This window comes from Flavobacterium aestuarii, assembly GCF_040049115.1.
In the GTDB taxonomy this organism is placed as follows: domain Bacteria; phylum Bacteroidota; class Bacteroidia; order Flavobacteriales; family Flavobacteriaceae; genus Flavobacterium; species Flavobacterium aestuarii.
This window is the reverse complement of record NZ_JBDLZZ010000005.1, coordinates 141,792-162,964: the sequence shown is the minus strand read 5'-3', so window position 1 is coordinate 162,964 and position 21,173 is coordinate 141,792. Positions and strand designations below refer to the sequence as shown.

Sequence of the window (21,173 nt, the reverse complement as noted above, 5' to 3'; positions counted from 1 at the left end):
ATTGGTAAAAATGATAAAAAAAATACTTATTGTAGTCGATTCAATAGATATAGAAGATAGCAGCGGATCAAAAGCAAATGTGGCTCTGATTAATAATTTAAACGAAGCTGAATTTGAACTTTTAGTTTATCATTATACCCGCAAAAATATACAATTAAAGAATATAGATACAGTCGTGATTCCTGAAATAAAATGGAGTATTTTGTACTTTTTGAGTAGATTTCAGAGAGTTTTTACTCGAAATTTCAAAATAAATCTTGCACCCTTTTTAGAAAAGAGATTTGGGTTTTCATTTACCTTTTTTAATGATACAAGAAGTATAAGCAGAGTTTTAAAAAAACAATCTTTTGAAGCTGATTTAGTCATTACCTTAAGTAAAGGTGCCAGTTTCAGATCTCATTATGCAGTCCTTAAATTGCCAAATTTGCATAATAAATGGATGGCATACATACATGATCCATATCCTTTTCATTTTTATCCAAGACCTTACAATTGGGTCGAACCGGGATATGATTTGAAAGAGATTTTCTTTGAGAAATTATCACGAAAAGCAAAATACAGCGCTTTTCCGAGTCTGCTATTAAAAGAATGGATGTCAAGTTATTTTTCTGGTTTTGCTCAAACGGGAATTGTTATTCCACATCAAAATGCAAAATATGTGGTACAGAATAATAGTTTTCCTTCTTATTTCGATGTTTCAAAATTCAATATGCTACATGCTGGAAACTTAATGAAACAGCGTTCGCCAGAAGGTTTACTAAAAGGCTTCTTGCTTTTTTTGAAAAACAATCCCACAGCAAAAAACGATGCAAAACTTATTTTATTAGGAAATGCATCTTATCATAGCCAAATGCTTGAAAATTACAAAAAGGATATTTTGGGAGTTTATATTTATAACGGCAATGTAGCTTTTGATGAGGTTTATCAGTTACAAAAAAATGTTTCGGTAAATATTATTTTAGAGGCAAAAGGAGAAATAAGTCCTTTTTTACCAGCGAAATTTGCTCATTGTGTAGAAGCTAACAGGACGATTCTTTCTTTGTCTCCTTATTATAGCGAAACAAGAAGATTATTAGGAGAAGATTATTACTTTTGGTCAGAAGTTGATGATGTAATAAAAATTGCATTGCTGATTGAAAAACTATACCAATTGTGGAAGAAAAATCCAAACAATTTGTTATTGAATAGAAATGATTTAGTAAATTATTTATCAGCAGATTATTTAAAAAAGATTATTATTGGTTTAGAAAATAATTAATTATGTCAAATTCTATTTTTTCTATACTCATTACTACCAAAAATCGTATAACAGATTTAGCTTTTAGTCTAAATAAAATCAGTTATTTACTTGATCATGATTCAGTTTCATGTGTGGTTATTGATGATGGTTCGACAGATGGAACTTATGAATATGTAAAAGAAAAGTTTCCTAATATACAACTCGAACGAAATGCTGTTTCCAAAGGCTATATTTTTTGTAGAAATAAAATGCTGAATGAAACGAAAGCTGATTATGCTATTTCACTGGACGATGACTCTCATTTTGTTACCGAAAATCCACTAGAATCCATAAAAACTTATTTTGATAACAATATAAATTGTGGGTTAATTGCTCTCCGTATTTTTTGGGGACTTGAAGAGCCTAAATTTAAATTGTCTATTGAAAAGCCTCATCAGGTACAAGGCTTTGTAGGCTGTGCTCATGTATGGCGAATGGATATTTGGCGTACTATTCCCAATTATCCAGAATGGTTTGTTTTTTATGGTGAAGAGAATTTTGCTTCCTACCAATTATTCAAGAAAAAAATAGAAATTCATTATTTTCCTGAAGTTTTGGTAAATCACAGAGTAGATGTTAAATCAAGAAAAAACAATGCTGATTATGTTATGAGATTGAGAAGATCTTTACGTTCAGGGTGGTATTTATTTTTCTTGTTTTATCCTAAAAGAAGTATCCCGAGATTATGGTTTTATTCTATATGGATGCAGTTTAAATTAAAAGTATTCAAAGGAGACTTCAAAGCTTTAAGGGCTATTAATTTAGCCTTGTTAGATTTAATATGGTCGGTTCCAAAAATCATAAAAAACAGTAGACGACTAACAAAAAAAGAATATGAATTGTATAAGCAACTTCCAGAAACTAAAATCTATTGGCAACCTGAAAAGTAATTCTTAAGATCAAAATTATTTTATTCATTTCCAGCCTAAAAAAGGTATTTAAACATTTAATATGTGCCTTTTAAATTAGGAGAGTTCTATAAAAATAAAGTAAAAAAAACCCAAAATTAAGATGAAATAAATTTTATGAAAAAAACAGCAATAATACCATTACGTAAAGGTTCTAAAGGGATTCCTGGAAAAAATAAAAAGAAGTTATTAGGGAGACCATTGTTTTCATGGGTACTAACGGCTGCAATTTTCTCTGAATTAGATGAAGTGTTTGTATTTACAGATGATGAAGAAATCATATCATTTATAAAAAAGGAATATTACTGGTCGCCAAAAGTTAAGGCCGAACTTCGGAGCGAGCAAAATGCTAACGATACTGCTACTACAGAAAGCGTTATGATGGAATTTGTTGATTCTGTAACAAATGATTTTGATATCCTTTGCCTGCTTCAAGCCACATCTCCAATGACAACTTCAGAAGATATTAATGCTGTTTTGTATGAAATCATATCTAATAAAAAAACAGCAGCATTAACAGTGGTTAATACACACCGATTTACTTGGAATTCAGACGGGACGCCTCAAAACTATGATGTTTTTAAGCGTCCAAGGCGACAGGACTTTGAGGGTTTACTAATAGAGAATGGTGCTGTTTATGCTACAACAAAAGAAGCTTTTTTAGAAAGTAATAACCGGGTGAGCGGAACAATCGGGCTTGTAAAAATGGATGAAACGAGTTTAGTAGAGATCGACTCAATGACTGATTGGAAAATAATTGAGGAGTTGTTAGCAAATCGACTTAAAAAAGAAAAAGTTCACCAGCGCATTGATTATTTGGTTTTAGATGTTGATGGTGTTTTTACCAATGGACAAGTATCTTATTCTGCCAATGGGGAGTTAGCTAAAGCCTTTGATATGCGGGATGGTATGGGACTTGAAATATTGCGCCAGCATCAGGTAGAAGTAATAGTTATGACTTCTGAAAATTCAGAGCTAGTTGATCAAAGGATGAAAAAACTTCAGATTACTAATACTTATTTAGGTATTAAAGATAAATACTCATTTTTGAAACAATTTATTAAAGATAGAAATAGTAGTTTTGCCACAGTAGCCTATATTGGAGACGATGTTAATGATCTGGCTAATATTTGTAGCGTGGGCTGGTCATTTACTCCTGCGGATGGTACAGAAATTGTTAAACAAAAAGCAGATTACTTATTAACAAAATCTGCTGCTGCTGGAGCTATTAGAGAAGCGTGTGAAAAAATAATTGCTTATAATGAAAGATATGAATAACTATAAAAAACCTTATGTAATTGCCGAAATTGGCTGTAATCACAAAGGAGAAATGGAGATTGCTAAAGAATTAATCAAAATTGCAAAAATATTTTGTAATGCCGATGCGGTTAAATTTCAAAAAAGAAATAATAAAGAATTGTTGACGGAAGATCAGTATAATGCTCCTCATCCTAATGCTTCTAATTCATACGGTGATACTTATGGGGCACATCGTGAATATTTAGAATTTGATGTGGCACAGCATGCAATTTTAAAACAGTATTGCGAAGAAATTGGAATTGTTTACTCAACTTCTGTTTGGGATACCACTTCGGCAAAAGAAATTGCTTCTTTGCAACCAGAGTTTATCAAAATTCCATCTGCATGTAATAATAATTATGAAATGCTTACTTGGCTTTGTGAAAATTATACTGGTGAATTGCACATTTCGACAGGAATGACTACAAAAAATGAAACGGAAGATTTAGTAAATTTCTTTATCCAAAAAAAAAGAAATCAAGATTTAGTATTGTACAACTGTACTTCAGGTTATCCTGTTCCTTTCGAAGATGTGTGCCTGTTGGATATTAATTTACTAAAATCAAAATATGAAGATAGGGTAAAATATATAGGTTTTTCTGGACATCACTTGGGTATTGCAGTAGATGTAGCAGCTTTTACTTTGGGAGCCAATATCATTGAAAGACATTACACTCTGGATAGAACCTGGAAAGGAACTGATCATGCTGCTTCATTAGAACCAGAAGGCTTGCGCAAATTGGTTCGTGATTTGAAAGCTGTTCATAAAGCTTTAACTTTTAAAGGACAAGATGTCCTACCAATTGAACAGGTACAAAGAGATAAATTAAAAAATCAAAAAGTTTAAATTTCTATGTTAACAAATTTTTAATATGTCTCAAAAAAAAATAATGGTTCTGTTTCCTGATGGAGGAGGATTGCGAAATTTTGCATATTCTTCATTTAAAAAATTAGGCGATGAATTGGGTTTTGAAACAATTTATTGGAATGCTAGTAATTTCCCAATTAAAGAAAATTTAGGGTTTAATGAAATAAAAATTAAAAACGCGAAGGTCCGTCCATTAACTCCTCTTTTCTTAAGAGCTAAAAAACATATCGAATTAAATCTTTGGAAAAAAAAATTTACTGATTTAGTTTATGATAAATATAAATTTCCTTTAAGTTTCAAAGGAGTTAAAAACCCTTTTAAAAGTCTCTTTATTCTTTTATTGATTCAAATTTATGCTTCAGAAAAGGGCTTGGCTCGGTTAAGAAAAAAAATTGAAAAACAAGAGCGAAAAACTCAAAGATATAAAGCTTGTAAGGAACAATTGTTAGAAAATAAACCCCAAATAGTATTTTGTTCTAATCAAAGGAATTCGCAGGCAATAAGTATAATTTTGGCAGCAAAAGATTTAGCAATTAAAACAGTTTGTTTTATACAATCTTGGGATAATGTGCCTAAGGCAATGAATGTCTATGAGGCCGATTATTATTTGGTATGGAGTAATTTGATGAAAAAAGAGTTACTGATGTATTATCCATTTATAGTCGAAAATCAGGTTTTTGTTACAGGAACTCCACAATTTGAAACACATTTTGATGAGAGCTTAGCTTTGTCGAGAGAAGCTTTTTTTGAAGAACATGGCTTGGATAACTCTAAAAGATACATTTGTTATTCAGGAGATGATGTAACTACTTCTCCATTAGATCAGTACTATTTAGAAGATTTAATTAATGTAATAAGAAGTCTAAATTTAGAAGGAGAAAATTTAGGAGTTATTTATAGAAAATGTCCTTTTGATAGTTCTGACAGGTATGATTTGGTTTTAGAGCAAAATAAGGACGTAGTAAAGGTAATTAATCCATTATGGGAGCGCGTTCACGGGGTTGGTGATTTAATGCCTTTGGCCGAAGACGCACAATTGCTGTATAATATCTGCGAACATAGTGAAATGGTTGTGAACATCTGTTCAACTACCGTTTTTGATTTTGTTACGCATAATAAGCCTTGTGTTTATTTAAATTACGAACAGCCACAATTAAAAAAAGGAATTCGTGACATTGGTCAAAACTATGAATATGTGCATTTTAGGTCTATGCCCAGTAATGAATCTGCTGTTTTTTGCACAGACAAAGAGAAATTAAAAGGAGTCGTAAAAAAAGTTATTAATAATGAAGTTTCTAATGTATCTGAGTGTAAAAAATGGTTTGTCATAGTAGCAGGAGAAAAACCTGAATTGGCGTCAAAACGGATTTGGGAAGTTTTTAACCAATTATTATAATTATTAATATGTCTCAAAAAATAGCAGTACTATGTAATTATAAACTTATCACCGATCGCGTGGGGGGAATGGATTACTTTTTCTGGCAGTTTGATAAAAAGTGCAAAGAAAATAATATTCAGGTGGATTGGTTTTTTCCAAATCAATCCAATCATGGAGAATATAATACCCTCACTATTTTTTACAGCAAGGATGAAAGTCTAGAGTCTTTTTTTTTAAATTATTGTTCGCGAAATAATTCAAAATACGAATATGTTATTACTCATTTTATAGAGTTGTGCACCCCTTTCTTTAAAAAAGTAAAACAATTTTCAAATGCAAAAACCATTGCTGTAGATCATAACCCAAGACCAATAAATGGATATTCTTTCGAAAAAAAAATAAAGAAAAGAATTAAAGGATTACTCTATTCTAAATTCATCGACACGTTTATCGGCGTTTCAGATTATACTAAGAAAGAGCTGATAAAGGACTTTGGTAGTCAACTAAAAAAGAAGACACAGGTGATCTATAACGGGATTGCATTGGACGAAATAAAGATCAGGCAAAAACGGAATCAAACAAAGCCTAGTTTTCTAACCGCATCGCATTTGAGGGAATCCAAAGGAATCCAAGATTTGATTCAGGCAGTTTTTTTATTGCCAGACACAATTAAAAAAGAAATAGTCATTGATATTTATGGTGACGGCCCTTATAGAGCCCAATTGCAAGATCAAGTCAGAAGCCACGGTTTAGAATCTTGTTTTAATTTCAAAGGAAGCAGTGCTGACTTAAAATCTGTTTATTGCCATTATGATTATATGCTGCAACCTACCCACATGGAATGTTTCAGTTTATCTATACTAGAGAGTCTGGCCGCAAATGTTCTTGTTATTACTACCAATGTAGGCGGCAATGAAGAAGCAATATCTGATGCTGTTAATGGTTATATTTTTAAAGCTAAAGATGTTTTTGCTTTGACTGTTATTCTTGAAGAAGTATATCTAGGAGTTAAAAAAATCGATTTGAATACTAGAAATGAAATAGAAAATCGTTTTTCTTTACAGCAAATGGTTAACCAACATTTTGCCTTACTAATCCATAATTAATCTTAAATTTGCTCCCCAATTCCCTTATTTTAATTTATGTTTTTTAATTCTTTAGCTTTTGCTATTTTTTTTTCCATTGTATTTTTACTCTATTGGTTTGTTTTCAATAAAACGAAAAGCACACAAAACGCGGTATTGATTGGAGCGAGTTATTATTTTTATTCCTGCTGGGACTGGCGTTTTCTATTTCTGTTGGTATTCTCCACTTTTTTGGATTATTATACAGGTATTCGAATTGAAAAAAGCGCTTCAGATAAACAAAGAAAATTTTGGTTTTGGCTAAGTATTTCTATTAATCTTGGTTTTCTAGGAGTTTTTAAATATTATAATTTTTTCGCTAACTCGTTTGCTGAATTGCTCTCAGGAGTAGGTTTCAAGGCAAGTCCTTTTTTGTTAGATGTTGTTTTGCCTGTTGGGATTTCATTCTACACTTTTCACGGCTTATCTTATGTAATTGATATTTATTACAAACGAATCAAAGCCGAATATAACTTTGTCGATTACTCCTTATTCGTGAGCTATTTTCCTTTATTGGTTGCGGGGCCCATCGAAAGAGCGACTCATTTACTACCACAAGTAAAAGTGAAGCGAACATTTGATTATGAAAAAGCCAAAGAAGGAATTTATCAGTTCCTATGGGGATTACTCAAAAAAGTGGTTATTGCCGATACTTGTGCCACTTATGCCAACGCCATTTTTGATAATTACAGCAGTATGAATTCACTGTCCTTAATTTTGGGAGCTGTCTACTTTGCCTTCCAAATTTATGGCGATTTTTCAGGTTATTCCGACATGGCATTGGGAATGTCTAAATTGTTTGGAATTGATTTACTAAAGAATTTCAATTATCCTTATTTCTCCAGAGACATTGCCGAGTTTTGGCGCCGTTGGCATATTTCGTTGTCTTCCTGGTTTAAGGATTATCTGTACATTCCTCTTGGTGGCAGTAAAGGCGGTATCTGGATGAAAATCAGGAATACTTTTATCATTTTTGTAGTGAGCGGTTTTTGGCATGGAGCTAACTGGACTTATCTGGCTTGGGGTTTTATCAATGCGGTATATTTTTTACCGTTATTATTACTGAAAAAGAATAGAAACAATATTGAAAGTACCCATTTGAGTTGGAATTTAGAATCTATTAAAGTGCGACTTAATATTGTGCTGACCTTTTTACTTTCTTGTGTAGCTTGGGTGTTTTTTAGAGCCAAAACGATAACTGATGCCCTATTGTATTTGAAAAGAATCTTAGTTAATGGAGAGTTTGCTTCTCAATACCTTTCCAATGAAAGATACAATTACGAATTATTGATTATGGTTGGCTTATTTGTTTTGGTAGAGTGGAACAACCGAACAAAGATAGAACCTATTTCAGGAAAATACTCCTATTTAAGGCTGGTTTTGTGTTTAGCGTCTATAATTGCGCTTGGAACTTATTCGGATTATAAAGAGTTCATCTATTTTCAGTTTTAATGAATAGATTTACAAGACATATAGCATTGATTCTTTTTTTTGTAATAACAATTTCTATAGTATTTGATTTTGTTTATACAAAAGTTTATGAGACAGCAACGATGTCTCGAACAAAATTCCAGTATTTGAGAAGTTTGAAAAATGCAAAAATAGATTATCTATTTTTAGGTTCTTCAAGAGTTGAAAACACTATAATACCTAAATTGATAAAGGATGAAACAGGCAAAAGTGCCGTTAATCTTGGCTTTCAAGCATCTAAACTTAGTGATATTTATACAGTTTTACAGCTTACTAAAGAATATAATATTAGCGTCGATAAAATTTTTATTCAAGTAGATTATATATTTAATGCTGAAGATGGATATTCGAATGTTTTTCAATATGAATTGATGCCTTTTGTGAGGGAAAATAAAACAACAAAAGAATATTTTAAAAGCCATTTTAAAGAAAAGGAAGAACTGTTTTATTTTCCTTTTTACAGGTATTGTATTTTTGATGCAAAGATAGGTTCAAGAGAGTTTTCTATGAATTTGATTAATAAAAGAACAAAAATTACTGAAAGTTATGGTTTTGTTGGTTTAGAAGGGAATTCGTCAGAACATACAAATAGTTTACCAGATTACATAAATCAGAGAAACCGCTATTTTGATAAAATAAAAGTATATGCTTATAAAAATAAAATGGACATAGTGTTTTTCTGCGCTCCTTTTTGTAAACATACTAAAAACTTAAATTTTGTAGAAAAGCTTAAGAAGAAAATACCTGATTTACGTGATTTTTCACAAGCTGTTAAAAGTGACGAATTGTTTAAAAATTGTTCCCATTTGAATAAAGAAGGTGCAGATTTTTTTACTGAAATTATAATTAAAAAAATGTTATTAAACATTCCTGAATGAAATATTTTGTTTTCTTAATTTTTAAGATTTTCTCCACCATTCTTGTCTTGTTGGCTTTATTTGATTTTGCCTACACCAGCGTTTTTTTGCAATCATCTAGTAGAGGAAAAATAGATTATATCTACAATTCAAAACCTAGAAATTATGATGTAGTCATTTTGGGTTCTTCCCGAGCGAATAACCATTTTGTTTCTCAACTGTTTGAAGACAGGGGCTTAAAAACTTTCAATTTTGGAATGAGCGGCGGGCATTTGTTTGAAGCTGATCTGTTATTGAAATTGATGGTTGAGCGTCATTATAAAATAAAAAATGTTATACTAGAAGCCGATTTGAATTTGACCAATGACCATCGGGCTGATGGGATTTCTTCGAAGTTTTTACCCTATTTGCACGACTCCAAAACTATAGAGCAACATTTTTTAACCGAAGAAGATTTTAATTATTTATATTATATTCCTTTTTATCGCTACATTGTTTTTGACCCTGAAATTGGTTTTAGAGAAGTAATAAAAAACATTCAAAAAGAAAAAACAAGTGCTTTAGAAAATGAAGGTTATTACCCGTTAGTGAAGCACAAAAAAGGTAATATGAAAAACAATATTGCGAGTTTAAATCCTTTGCCTCACAATAAATATTATGAGGAAATAAAGCAAATTTGCAAAGAAAACAACATCAATCTAATTGTTGTGATGACACCTATGTGTGAAAATGTAGCGGGAATGAATTATTTCGATAAGGTAAAAAAAATGTATCCAGAAATTCATAATTATGAAAATGCAGTTGTCGAAAATAAATATTTTTCTTCTTGCGGACACATGAATGATACTGGAGCAAGGATGTTTACCGCCCGTATTATAAAAGATTTTTTTCTTCACCCCAGCCCTCTCCAAAGGAGAGGGAGTCTAAAGAGGTGAGAGAATGAATTTAAAAATTATTAATAATTTACAAGACCAATGAAAAATAACTCTACTCTTTCCTCTGAAGACCGAACGAGAGTGATGAAAATAGCTTTTCTTACTCCTGAATATCCACATGCCAGAACAGGAAATTCAGGAGGAATTGGTACGAGTATCAGAAATTTAGCTAAAGGACTTTTGGAGGAAGGCTGTCAAGTCCGTGTATTGATTTATGGACAGAAGGAGGAAAGTGTTTTTGAAGATGATGGTATTGTAATCCAGCAGATTAAAAATATAAAAGTAAAAGGATTATCCTGGTTTTTGACTCAAAAAAAAATAGAAAAAATCATCAACCAGCTTTATTCTGAAAAAAAAATAGATTTAGTTGAAGCGCCAGATTGGACAGGAATTACTTCGTTTATTCAACCTAAAAAATGCCCAATTGTTATAAAATTGCATGGCTCAGATACTTATTTTTGTCATTTGGATAATCGTCCTGTGAAATGGCATAATAAATTTCACGAAAAAAGAGCGCTGCAAAAGGCAGATGCTTTACTTTCTGTAAGTGAGTTTACAGCAGATGAAACAAATCGGGTTTTTGGTTTGCAAAAACAGTTTACGGTTATTCCTAATTCAATAGATATTACTTCTTTTGAAGTGGATAAGTCAATCACAGAAGTACCCAATACCGTTTTGTATTTTGGGAGTTTGATTCGCAAAAAAGGGCTTTTGGAATTGCCTCTAATTTTTAATGAATTAATAAAATTCAATCCATCAGCAAAATTAGTTTTAGTAGGCAAAGATGTGCCAGATATTATCTCGGGATCGTCTTCAACTTGGGAAATGATGCAACCATTATTTACAGAAAAAGCATTGTTAAATGTAAGCTATTTAGGTAGTGTGCCTTATCAGGAAATTCAAAAGTATATTAGTGAATCAGCAGTCTGTGTGTTTCCTTCTTTTGCGGAAGCGTTACCAGTTTCTTGGATAGAAGCTATGGCGATGCAAAAAGCAATTGCAGCCTCAAATATCGGCTGGGCGACAGCTGTTGTTGATGATGGAATCAATGGTTTTTTGGTTAATCCTAAGAGTCATGCCGAATATGCCTCAAAAATTAATACATTGCTTTGCAATACTTCCATGCGAGAGGAATTTGGGATTTCGGCTAGAGAAAAAGTGGCTCAACAATTCAGTATTTCGGCAGTAGCACAACAGAGTTTAGCATTTTATAAACAGTTCTCACGAAGATGATAGTAAAAGAATATAAAACCAATTCAGGAGAAATTATTTATTATAATGGAAATCCAGATTTTGACAAATTAGAACAGCTTTCCAATGGAGCAGGAGATATCTGGCATAGTTCTTTTGAACAAGGTTATAAAAATGCCTTTCCAGAATTAGTATATCAAACCGCGGTTTTCTTTTGGTACATCAATGATTTTGATGATTTGGAGGAATGTGTGAGCTGGAGAATTAATCCTAATGCATTTGCTATTAGAAAATCAACATGGGAAACACTAAAAGGTTTTGATGATGAATATGAAAACCCTCAGATACAAGCATTAGATTTTGGTTACAATGCGGTACGTAATTCTGGGGCAGTTTCATTATATGTAAAAGATTTATTTACAATCAATGAAATAGAAAAAATAAATATATCAACGAGAGACCGCTATACTTTTTTTATAAAAAATTTCAAAGTAGATCATGCGTTATTTATGATTTACAGAAAAGGTTTTTGGAAATGGAAAGAATGGGACGCATTTTTTTATGCTAAAAATAAATTCAAAAAAACATTACCAAAAGCAGTATTAAAACCTAGGGAATTACAACCCATTGAAAGCAATCCTTCAGTGAGTTACATTATTCCAACAATGTTTCGACAAGATTTTACTTTGCAATTATTAGAAGATTTAGCTTGTCAAACTTATAAGGTTACTCAAGTAGTTGTAGTTGATGCAACACCAGAAAATGATCGTGATGAGAGTTTATATGAACAGAAAAAGTATTCTTTTGAACTAATTGTCAAATGGCAGGAATCGAAAGGCAGTTGTCGAGCAAGAAATGAAGCGATTGCTTTATGTACGGGAGATTATATCGTTTTTGGAGATGATGATATTAGAGTTCCAAATGATTTTATAGAAAATCATATACGTTTTTTGCAAACCAATAATTCGGGAGCCTGCAATGGTCTGGATATTAGAGCCGACCATCAAAAACAAGATTTGCAAGATTTAGAAAATAAATTAAATACACTTGGAGATAAAAGATGGATTGCTGGCTGTACCCAAATGTTCAGTAATGCCAATTCCTGTGTAAAAAAGGAATATGTATCACAGCTGGTAGGCAATGACATTAATTTTGATGGGGGTTACGGTGAAGACAGCGACTTTGGAATGTCCTTATCAAAAATAGGAGTCACGGTATTGCACAATCCTTTTTCTGTAAATCTGCATCTTAAGCCTCCTGCAGGAGGTTACCGATTTTGGGGCATTCAAGCAAAAATTACAGGAAAGAAAAGAAAAGTACAGCCTTGGGAATTAGATGTTCCCGTAAAAAAAATTAAGCCTGTGCCAAGTCCTACGGTGATGTATGGGATTCTAAAACATTTTACGCCTCAACAAGTTATAGAGTATAAGAAAAAATATTTTTTTCTGTACCTTTTTAAAGGAAAAAAAGCTTCATTTTTATACCGATTGATTCGGATTCCGTATAAAAATATTCAATTTAAAAAATCCTTGTTTTATGCCAAAAATCTGTTGGCTTTAGGGAAAAGAATCCATTAGTTTATGAAATTTACTTTAATCATTTGCACTTATATGCGTCCAGAACCTTTGTTGCAATTGTTGCAATCGGTAAAGGAACAATCATTATATCCTAATGAAATTTTGATTATTGATGGATCAACTAATCTAGAAACAGAATTAGTTTTACATGAAAATCAATTTGATAATTTAGAATATTTTCTAGTTTCTTATGCCGATAGAGGTTTAACGAAACAACGTAATTTTGGTATTTCTAAAGTGAATTCGAGTTCTGAAATTGTTTGTTTTTTGGATGATGATACTGTTTTAGAAAAAGATTATTTTGAGCAATTACTGCAAACCTATCAAGTATATCCAGAAGCATTGGGTGTTGGAGGTTATATTAGTAATGAAACCCAGTGGAATTTTGTTGGAGAGAATTATAACGCTCCTATTAATGAATTTTATTTCGATGGCTGGAAGCGAAACGATGGTTCCCGTTTTGTCCTTCGGAAAAAATTGGGTTTAGACAGTGATTGTCCCCCAGGATATTCGTCATTGTATTCTCACGGCAGGAGTGTTGGTTTTTTACCTCCAAGCGGTAAAATTTATCAAACAGAAATGCTTATGGGAGGAGTTTCTTCTTTTAGAAAAAAAGTGTTCGATACGATACAATTCTCCACTTATTTTGAAGGGTATGGTTTGTACGAAGATGCTGATTTTACGCTGCGAGTGGCTAAAATGGGGACGTTGTATGTAAATACGGCTGCTAATCTAAATCATTATCATGATGCTTCAGGCAGACCTAACCAATACCTTTACGGGAAAATGGTGGTAAGAAACGGCTGGTATGTCTGGAGAGTTAAGAATCCGAAACCATTGCTAAGAGCAAAATTAAAGTGGCATGCTATAACTATATTATTGACTTTAGTTCGGTTTTCCAATACTTTGACGACAAACCAAAGAAAACAGTCATTTACCGAAACGATCGGGAGAACAGCAGGCTGGTGGAGTTTGATTTTTAATAAGCCAAAAATAAATTTAAAATAACAGTTATGAGATTAGAATTTCATCATTGGACTCCTCATCATAACATGATTGTTTTTTCGTCTCTATATTTTTGTGAAGAAAATGATATTAATTTTGATGTTCAGATTAATCCTCAAATATCTTGGAACGGAGCTATACTTTATTTTAGCAATAAAACTTTTTATTTTGATTATTCTGATGATATTCAGTTTATTGACGATCCTCAAAAATATGATTTTTATCTAAAAAGATCATTGAAAATAGCAGATGTGAATCAGAATGTTTTTCCACTCAATCTGCAGGTAAATTATTCGTATAAATCATTAAAACTATTGTCAAAGTTAAATTTAAAATTTCTAACAAATAAAATAAATAGAATTGAAATTATAAGAGCCCTTGACTATTTTAATACTTTTACAAATTTATCACATAATGCAATTGATGTCAGAAGGTTATTAAATAAAGCAAAGGATAATGATGGTAAAGTTATTTTTTATACTAGATTGTGGAATCCTGACAATCACATAGATTTGGAGGAAAAAGAAAGGAGACGGTTACAAAATGAATTTAGGATAGAGTCGTGCAGAATAATAAGGAAGAATTTTAAAAATGCTTCAGTAGGTTTATTTCCTGATTTACTATCCTCTAAATTAGCACCAGATTTATTATTAGATAAAAATAAAACATCATTAAAAGAATATTTTGGACTTCTTCGACAGTGTAATATCGGCATTGCAGATGATGGTTTAAAAGATACTCCCGGATGGAAGATTGGAGAATACTTGTTATATGGACAAGCAGTAGTAACAACACCAATAAATGTTGCTGTCGAAAATTTTAATGAACATATTAATTATGAAAAGGTTTCATCGCGTTCAGCTTATTTAGAAATACCCGAAAAAATTGAATATTTGTTAAAGGATAAAAAATATCTTGAAATTGCTCAAAATAATCTTGACTGGAGTAATGAATATTTACATCCAAAAAATTATTTAAAAAGGATACTGGCGTTAATAGGAAGAAAAATAATAATTAAAAGCTTGTTTTTTTAATGGCACTTCATCAATTTCCTAATTTATGTAATTACATAGGATATAGAGTAGGTAATTACTTAGGATATGTATTATAAACTAAATTTTAAAATTTTATAAATTCAAATGAAACTTATACTGTAGTATTTAAGATGAAACTAGCCATAATAACTCATGTTTCACATAGTCAAGAAAATAATCAATATTTTGCTTATGCACCTTATGTAAATGAAATGAATATCTGGACTAAATATGTCGAGGAATTAATTATAGTAGCTCACTTGCAAAAAGAAGGAAAATCCGTTATAGACTGTGCTTATAATCATAATAATTTGCAATTCGTAACAATTGATCAAATAAGTTTATTAGGATTTCTTGAGGTTTTGAGAACTATTATTAGAATACCAAAAATTAGTTGGAAGATATACAATGCCATGCGCCAAGCAGATCATATTCATCTGCGTTGTCCTGGTAATATAGGATTATTGGGTTGCTTTATACAGGTTTTATTTCCCAATAAAAAGAAAACGGCAAAATATGCTGGAAATTGGGATCCGAAAGCAAAACAGCCTTGGACTTACCGTTTGCAGAAATGGATTTTGAGCAATACTTTTTTGACCAGAAACATGCAAGTATTGGTGTATGGCGAATGGGAAAATCAGTCTAAAAACATAAAACCTTTTTTTACTGCGACCTATTTGGAATCCGATAAAAAAATGATTCAAGAGAAATCGTTAACTCCAACGATTCGTTTTGTTTTTGTCGGTGCACTAGTGAAAGGTAAAAATCCACTATATGCGATTCAATTAGCAGAAGAATTATTTAAGAGAGGGTATTCCGTTCATTTGGATTTATATGGTGAAGGAGCGGAACGAGAGAATATAGAACGTTATATTATAAATTCTAATTTAGGGAAAGTTGTAACGTTGAAAGGAAATCAATCTAAAGATATTGTAAAGGAAGCGTATCAAAACAGTCATTTTGTTATTTTGCCTTCTAAAAGTGAAGGGTGGCCAAAAGCTATTGCTGAAGGAATGTTTTGGGGCTGTGTTCCCATTGCAACTAAAATTTCCTGTGTACCTTTTATGCTGGATTTTGGAAATAGGGGGTTGTTGCTGCAAATGGTAATAGATGAAGATGTTCAGCAATTAGAAATACTCTTAAAAAATGAATTAGATTTTGTTACTAAAAGTAAAAAGGCTTCTGATTGGTCACGTAAATATACACTTGATGTTTTTGATACAGAAATAAAAAAGATACTGCAATGCGGATAGTTCAATTAATTGATTCTTTAGAAGCGGGAGGGGCAGAGCGTATGGCAGTTAATTATGCTAATGCCTTGGCTGATAAAATTGAATTTTCAGGATTGACAGCTACTCGAAAGGAAGGTTCATTATTACAGCAAGTTAGTCCAAAAGTATCCTATTTGTTTTTGAATAAAAAGAGGAAGCTGGATTTTGCCGCTCTTTTTAGATTTAGGTCTTTTGTTCTAAAAAATAAGGTTACTCATGTTCATGCCCATAGCACTTCTTTTTTCTTTGCTTTTTTATTGAAATTAACTTGCCCCTCATTATTAATTATTCGGCATGACCATTATGGGAATAACGAATTTTTAGCTTCAAGACCTCATTTAATATTAAAATGGACAGTTTCTTTTTTTACAGGGGTTGTTACTGTGAATCAACAACTGAAATATTGGTCTGAGATAGAGCTTAAAGCTAAAAACGTTATTTATTTGCCTAATTTCACAGTAAAGGAAACAAATTTTGTTAATCATACTATTTTAAATGGGGGTGAAGGCAAACGGATAGTATCTTTGGCTAATTTAAGAGAACAAAAAAATCATTTTTTTCTATTGAAAGTAGCTCAAAAGCTAAAAGAATCTCATCCAGACTGGACTTTTCATTTGGCTGGAAAAGATTTTGAGGATGAATATGCCGTTCAGATAAAACAATTAATTAAAGAATATGGTTTGGAAAACAATGTTTTTATGTATGGTTCCAAACAAGATATAGGAAACATACTTAATCAGGCATCAATTGCAATTTTAACCTCAAAATCAGAAGGATTACCAGTGTCTCTTTTGGAATATGGTTTGTATAAAAAAGCAGCTGTTGTTACTCGTGTCGGCGAAATTCCAACAATTGTTCAAAATGGCAAGAATGGATTTATTGTTGATGCAGACAGAGAAGATTTATTTTATCAAGCGTTGGTTAATTTGATAGAAAATGAGATTTTAAGAGATGATTTTGGCAAAGCTCTTTTTGATACCATCCAGAGGGATTATACAGAAGAGACCGTTATGAAAAAATATTTAAACTGGCTGCAAAATAGTTGAATGAAGAAAGAAGAGTTATCCTATATCTACTTATTGTTATTCCACGCTCTGCTGGGTATAGCGATATTTGTACTGCCTTTTATTTCAAAGTTATATACGCTTGTTATATTTATTTTTGGTATTTATTATATCATAAGAACCAAAAACAGAAATAATGAAGCTTTGCTGATTTCTGCATATGTGGTAAGTGCTGAAGTGTTTTTGAGGATGACAGGAGGAGGTTTTCTTAATGAATATGGTAAATATAGTGTGCTGGTTTTTATGTTTATGGGCATGATTTATTCTGGATTTTCTAAAAATGCTTTTTTGTATTGGTTGTTTTTAGGGTTATTAATTCCTGGAATTGTTTTGGCAACACTAACTTTAGATTTGGATACAGACGTAAGAAAGGCAATTGCATTTAATTTATCAGGTCCAGTCTGTTTGGGATTTAGTGCTATATACTGTTACCAACGGCAACTATCTTTTGACAGATTATTAGGGATAATTACGGCATTTGCTATACCACTTGCAGCACTTGCTGTTTACTTGTTTTTATATACACCAAGCGTCAAGGCTGTGGTAACAGGTACGCAGTCTAATTTTGAGACTTCTGGCGGATTTGGTCCCAATCAGGTATCAACTATTTTAGGATTAGGAGCTTTTATATTTTTTGTTCAATTGGTGCTAAATTCCAGAAGCAGATTAATGCAGCTAATTAATGCAGGATTGGTTGTCGTTTTTGCTTTCAGGGGAATTGTGACCTTCTCAAGAGGAGGTATATTGACTGCTGTATTAATGATTTTTATTTTTTTGGCAGTGCTGTATTATCAGGCAAATTATGCTGTGAAATTTAAGATAGGAATTATTATCATGTTATCATTTGTTGCAGGCTTGGGAGTATGGGGATATAGTTCTATGCAAACGGGAGGATTGATTAACAAACGATATGCCAATCAAGATGCAAGTGGACGTGAAAAGAAGAGCCAGTTAACAGGAAGAGAAACTCTCATTGCTTCGGAAATGCAGATGTTCTGGGACAATCCCATTTTGGGCGTAGGAGTGGGCAGGAATAAGGAAATCAGAGAAAAAGAAACAGGAATTGTATCGGCTTCTCATAATGAAATCACTAGAATGCTGGCAGAACACGGTTCTCTTGGACTGATTGATTTAATTATTCTATTATGTACTCCAATAGTTTTATTTATAATCAACAGGCAGAATATTTTAGCTTTGTCTTTTTTAGCTTTTTGGCTGTTAACAATTAATCATGCTGCCATGCGGTTAGCCGCACCTGCTTTTGTTTATGCCCTTTCATTATTAAAAGTTTATACTGTTGAAAAACCTGCTGTACATAGGAAATAAATTATCCAAGCATGGAGTTACACCTACCACTATTGAAACTCTTGGCCCGTTATTGGAGCAAGAAGGTTATAGTGTACAGTACAGTTCTTCTCAAAAAAATCAGTTTCTAAGGCTGTTTGGCATGCTGTGGAGCGTATTTCAAAATAAAACAGCAGACTATGTTCTTATTGATACTTACAGCACAGCTAATTTCTGGTATGCATTTGCAGCTTCCCAATTGTGCCGTTTTTTAAAGATCAAATATATTCCTATTCTGCATGGAGGCAATTTATCTTTCCGATTGAAAAATAATCCAGTGGCATGCAAAATGATTTTTAAGTATTCTTTTGAAAATGTTTCTCCATCACTTTTTTTGATCGATGTGTTCAGGGCTAAAGGATATGATAATGTAACTTATATTCCCAATGCAATTGAACTGGAAAATTATCCTTTTCTCGAACGAAAAAAAGCAATGCCTGCCTTATTATGGGTGCGTTCTTTTGCCAAAATATACAATCCTGTAATGGCAGTAGAAGTATTTGCTTCTCTTAAGCAAAAATATCCAGAGGCCAAACTCTGCATGGTTGGTCCTGATAAAGACGGCAGCTTATTGGAAGCCAGGCAAAGAGCTGAAGATTTGGATGTTGATGTTCTTTTTACTGGGAGACTGTCTAAACCAGACTGGATTGATTTGTCTAGGCATTATTCCATTTTTATAAATACCACACATTTTGATAATATGCCTGTGAGCGTGATTGAAGCAATGTCATTAGGTTTGGCTGTTGTTTCAACAGATGTTGGGGGCATTCCGTTTTTAGCAGAAAACGGAAAAGATTCTTTATTGGTACCGGATAATGATATTGATAAAATGGTAAAGGCTATTGATCGATTGCTTGAGAATTCCAATCTGTATAGTGAAATTACCTCCAACGCAAGAAAAAAATCAGAACAATTTAAATGGCAAGATGTCAAGCTGAAATGGCTCACAATTCTGAAATAAAAAAAGGATTATTTTTATATAATAGCTAACTTGCGCTCCGAACCCCAAGTTTAAATATAATGAGTAATTCCAAAAAAATGCATTTCGAAATATCTGAGCGTAAACTGCTATTACGGATTTTTGATGTGTTTTTCGTTTTAATAGGCCTGTATTGTTTAGGATTTGTTTTTAACTTCAATTATTTTCAATTTTCAACAGCAAATTACTATTGGGTTATTGTTTTGGCCATTTATATTAATCTGTTTGGAGGCATTTTTGAAATGTACAATCTGCAGGTAGCCAGCAATAATCTTCAAGTATTGCAAAGCACCATTCTGACTACCACCTCAACAGTGCTTTTCTATCTGCTGACACCTGTTTTTTCGCCTGAGCTGCCTAAAAACCGTTTACAGCTGGTATTTTTTTACATTACTTTTTTTATAGCATTATATGCCTGGAGAATGATTTACCTGCATTTTCTAGCCTCTAACAGGTTTGTTCAAAATGCCGTTTTAGTATGCGATAGAGATCAGGTCGAAGAACTTGTTTCAGGATTAGAAAGTGTTGATCCTCATTATAAAATTATCGGATATATAAATCTTGACAGCGATTCAAATTCCGATCAAGAGTATCAGAACGTAAAACATATTGAAATAAAAGACTTAACTTCATTTGTTGCCAAAAATGGTATTTCTGAAATAGTAGTCGCTTCTCAAAAAACGGATGGAATTACAGCTGATTTATATCATCAATTGATTGTCCTGCTTGAATCGGGGAAGAGTATTAGAGAGTATACGCATATTTACGAAAGCAAGACGCAGCGTATACCCATGCAGTATATTGCCAGAGATTTTTATCGTTTTTTTCCATTTAGCCGCAGCAATCAAAATAAATTATATTTATTGTCCTCTCGATTATTTGAAATTATTCTGTCACTAGCTGGACTATGTATTGGTATTGCCTTAATTCCAATAATCTTCATAGGGAATATATTCTGGAATAAGGGCAAATTGTTTTATACTCAAAAAAGAGTTGGTAAAGATGGAGCTGTTTTTAAAATAATAAAATTCAGGACGATGATGAAAAATGCTGAAGCTTCAGGAGCTGTTTTTGCTAAAACCAATGATTCACGCATTACTAAGTTTGGAAAATTTTTGAGAAAAACGAGAATAGACGAGTTTCCACAGTTCATCAATATTCTAAAAGGTGACATGGCAGTAATTGGTCCTAGGCCAGAACGGCCAGTTTTTGTTAGGGAAATTGCGCAAATCATGCCATTTTATGAAACCCGTCATATTATCAAACCTGGGCTTACGGGATGGGCTCAAGTGAATTACTCCTATGGGGAAACAATAGAGGAAAGCTTGATTAAACTGCAATATGATTTGTATTACATTAAACACCGAAGCATTTATCTGGACTTAGATATCATTTTCAAAACCATCTCTACTGTTTTGTTTTATAGAGGACAGTAATTGAATAATATGACTATCCGCAACTAGTACCATTTCTCAGAATAAATTAGCTGCTGTATATTTTTTACAAATTTTATTCTCTCTATTCTTTGCGTCCCTGAGTCTTTGCGAGCCAAATTTCACGCAACGACGCAAAGGATTTTCAATATGTCAG

Annotated in this window: 18 protein-coding genes; all 18 read left to right on the top strand. The window is 32.3% G+C overall.

Annotated elements, in window-relative coordinates; all coding sequences use genetic code 11:
- Positions 1-10: 10 nt before the first annotated feature.
- The 18 genes from ABEG11_RS07165 (at position 11) to ABEG11_RS07080 (ending at position 21,019) form a co-directional block, all read left to right on the top strand.
- Positions 11-1,258 carry a UDP-glycosyltransferase gene (locus ABEG11_RS07165; RefSeq protein WP_348823501.1) on the top strand — a complete coding sequence of 416 codons (1,248 nt, stop codon included), beginning with the start codon at positions 11-13 and terminating at the stop codon, positions 1,256-1,258.
- Between the two features lie 2 nt (positions 1,259-1,260).
- Positions 1,261-2,169, top strand: coding sequence for a glycosyltransferase family 2 protein (locus ABEG11_RS07160; RefSeq protein ID WP_348823500.1), 909 nt, complete (start codon positions 1,261-1,263; stop codon positions 2,167-2,169).
- 135 nt (positions 2,170-2,304) lie between these two features.
- Complete coding sequence (locus ABEG11_RS07155; RefSeq protein ID WP_348823499.1) at positions 2,305-3,465, top strand: cytidylyltransferase domain-containing protein; 1,161 nt, start codon at positions 2,305-2,307, stop codon at positions 3,463-3,465.
- Positions 3,458-4,333, top strand: coding sequence for an N-acetylneuraminate synthase family protein (locus ABEG11_RS07150; RefSeq protein WP_348823498.1), 876 nt, complete (start codon positions 3,458-3,460; stop codon positions 4,331-4,333). The genes ABEG11_RS07155 and ABEG11_RS07150 overlap by 8 nt, the downstream gene beginning before the upstream one ends.
- Positions 4,334-4,448: 115 nt before the next feature.
- Positions 4,449-5,750, top strand: coding sequence for a UDP-glycosyltransferase (locus ABEG11_RS07145; RefSeq protein ID WP_348823497.1), 1,302 nt, complete (start codon positions 4,449-4,451; stop codon positions 5,748-5,750).
- A gap of 8 nt (positions 5,751-5,758) precedes the next feature.
- Entirely contained in the window at positions 5,759-6,838 is a 1,080-nt protein-coding gene (locus tag ABEG11_RS07140) for a glycosyltransferase family 4 protein (protein ID WP_348823496.1), read from the top strand.
- Between the two features lie 36 nt (positions 6,839-6,874).
- Positions 6,875-8,308, top strand: coding sequence for an MBOAT family O-acyltransferase (locus ABEG11_RS07135; protein WP_348823494.1), 1,434 nt, complete (start codon positions 6,875-6,877; stop codon positions 8,306-8,308).
- Entirely contained in the window at positions 8,308-9,204 is an 897-nt protein-coding gene (locus ABEG11_RS07130; protein ID WP_348823493.1) for a hypothetical protein, read from the top strand. Before ABEG11_RS07135 ends, ABEG11_RS07130 begins: the two co-directional genes overlap by 1 nt.
- Positions 9,201-10,118 carry a hypothetical protein gene (locus ABEG11_RS07125; protein WP_348823492.1) on the top strand — a complete coding sequence of 306 codons (918 nt, stop codon included), beginning with the start codon at positions 9,201-9,203 and terminating at the stop codon, positions 10,116-10,118. The genes ABEG11_RS07130 and ABEG11_RS07125 overlap by 4 nt, the downstream gene beginning before the upstream one ends.
- Positions 10,119-10,157: 39 nt before the next feature.
- Positions 10,158-11,351: a glycosyltransferase family 4 protein gene (locus ABEG11_RS07120; protein WP_348823491.1), complete on the top strand. Its 1,194-nt coding sequence runs from the start codon at positions 10,158-10,160 to the stop codon at positions 11,349-11,351.
- Positions 11,348-12,886 carry a glycosyltransferase family 2 protein gene (locus ABEG11_RS07115; RefSeq protein WP_348823490.1) on the top strand — a complete coding sequence of 513 codons (1,539 nt, stop codon included), beginning with the start codon at positions 11,348-11,350 and terminating at the stop codon, positions 12,884-12,886. Before ABEG11_RS07120 ends, ABEG11_RS07115 begins: the two co-directional genes overlap by 4 nt.
- A gap of 3 nt (positions 12,887-12,889) precedes the next feature.
- Complete coding sequence (locus ABEG11_RS07110; protein ID WP_348823489.1) at positions 12,890-13,894, top strand: glycosyltransferase family 2 protein; 1,005 nt, start codon at positions 12,890-12,892, stop codon at positions 13,892-13,894.
- Between the two features lie 5 nt (positions 13,895-13,899).
- Complete coding sequence (locus ABEG11_RS07105) at positions 13,900-14,925, top strand: hypothetical protein (RefSeq protein WP_348823488.1); 1,026 nt, start codon at positions 13,900-13,902, stop codon at positions 14,923-14,925.
- 131 nt (positions 14,926-15,056) lie between these two features.
- Positions 15,057-16,178: a glycosyltransferase gene (locus ABEG11_RS07100; protein ID WP_348823487.1), complete on the top strand. Its 1,122-nt coding sequence runs from the start codon at positions 15,057-15,059 to the stop codon at positions 16,176-16,178.
- Complete coding sequence (locus ABEG11_RS07095; RefSeq protein WP_348823486.1) at positions 16,169-17,242, top strand: glycosyltransferase; 1,074 nt, start codon at positions 16,169-16,171, stop codon at positions 17,240-17,242. Before ABEG11_RS07100 ends, ABEG11_RS07095 begins: the two co-directional genes overlap by 10 nt.
- Entirely contained in the window at positions 17,243-18,586 is a 1,344-nt protein-coding gene (locus ABEG11_RS07090; RefSeq protein ID WP_348823485.1) for an O-antigen ligase family protein, read from the top strand. It begins immediately after the preceding gene.
- A complete protein-coding gene (locus ABEG11_RS07085) occupies positions 18,558-19,565 on the top strand; it encodes a glycosyltransferase family 4 protein (protein WP_348823483.1) in 1,008 nt (335 codons plus the stop codon). The genes ABEG11_RS07090 and ABEG11_RS07085 overlap by 29 nt, the downstream gene beginning before the upstream one ends.
- A gap of 59 nt (positions 19,566-19,624) precedes the next feature.
- Positions 19,625-21,019 carry a sugar transferase gene (locus ABEG11_RS07080; protein ID WP_348823482.1) on the top strand — a complete coding sequence of 465 codons (1,395 nt, stop codon included), beginning with the start codon at positions 19,625-19,627 and terminating at the stop codon, positions 21,017-21,019.
- Positions 21,020-21,173: the final 154 nt, after the last annotated feature.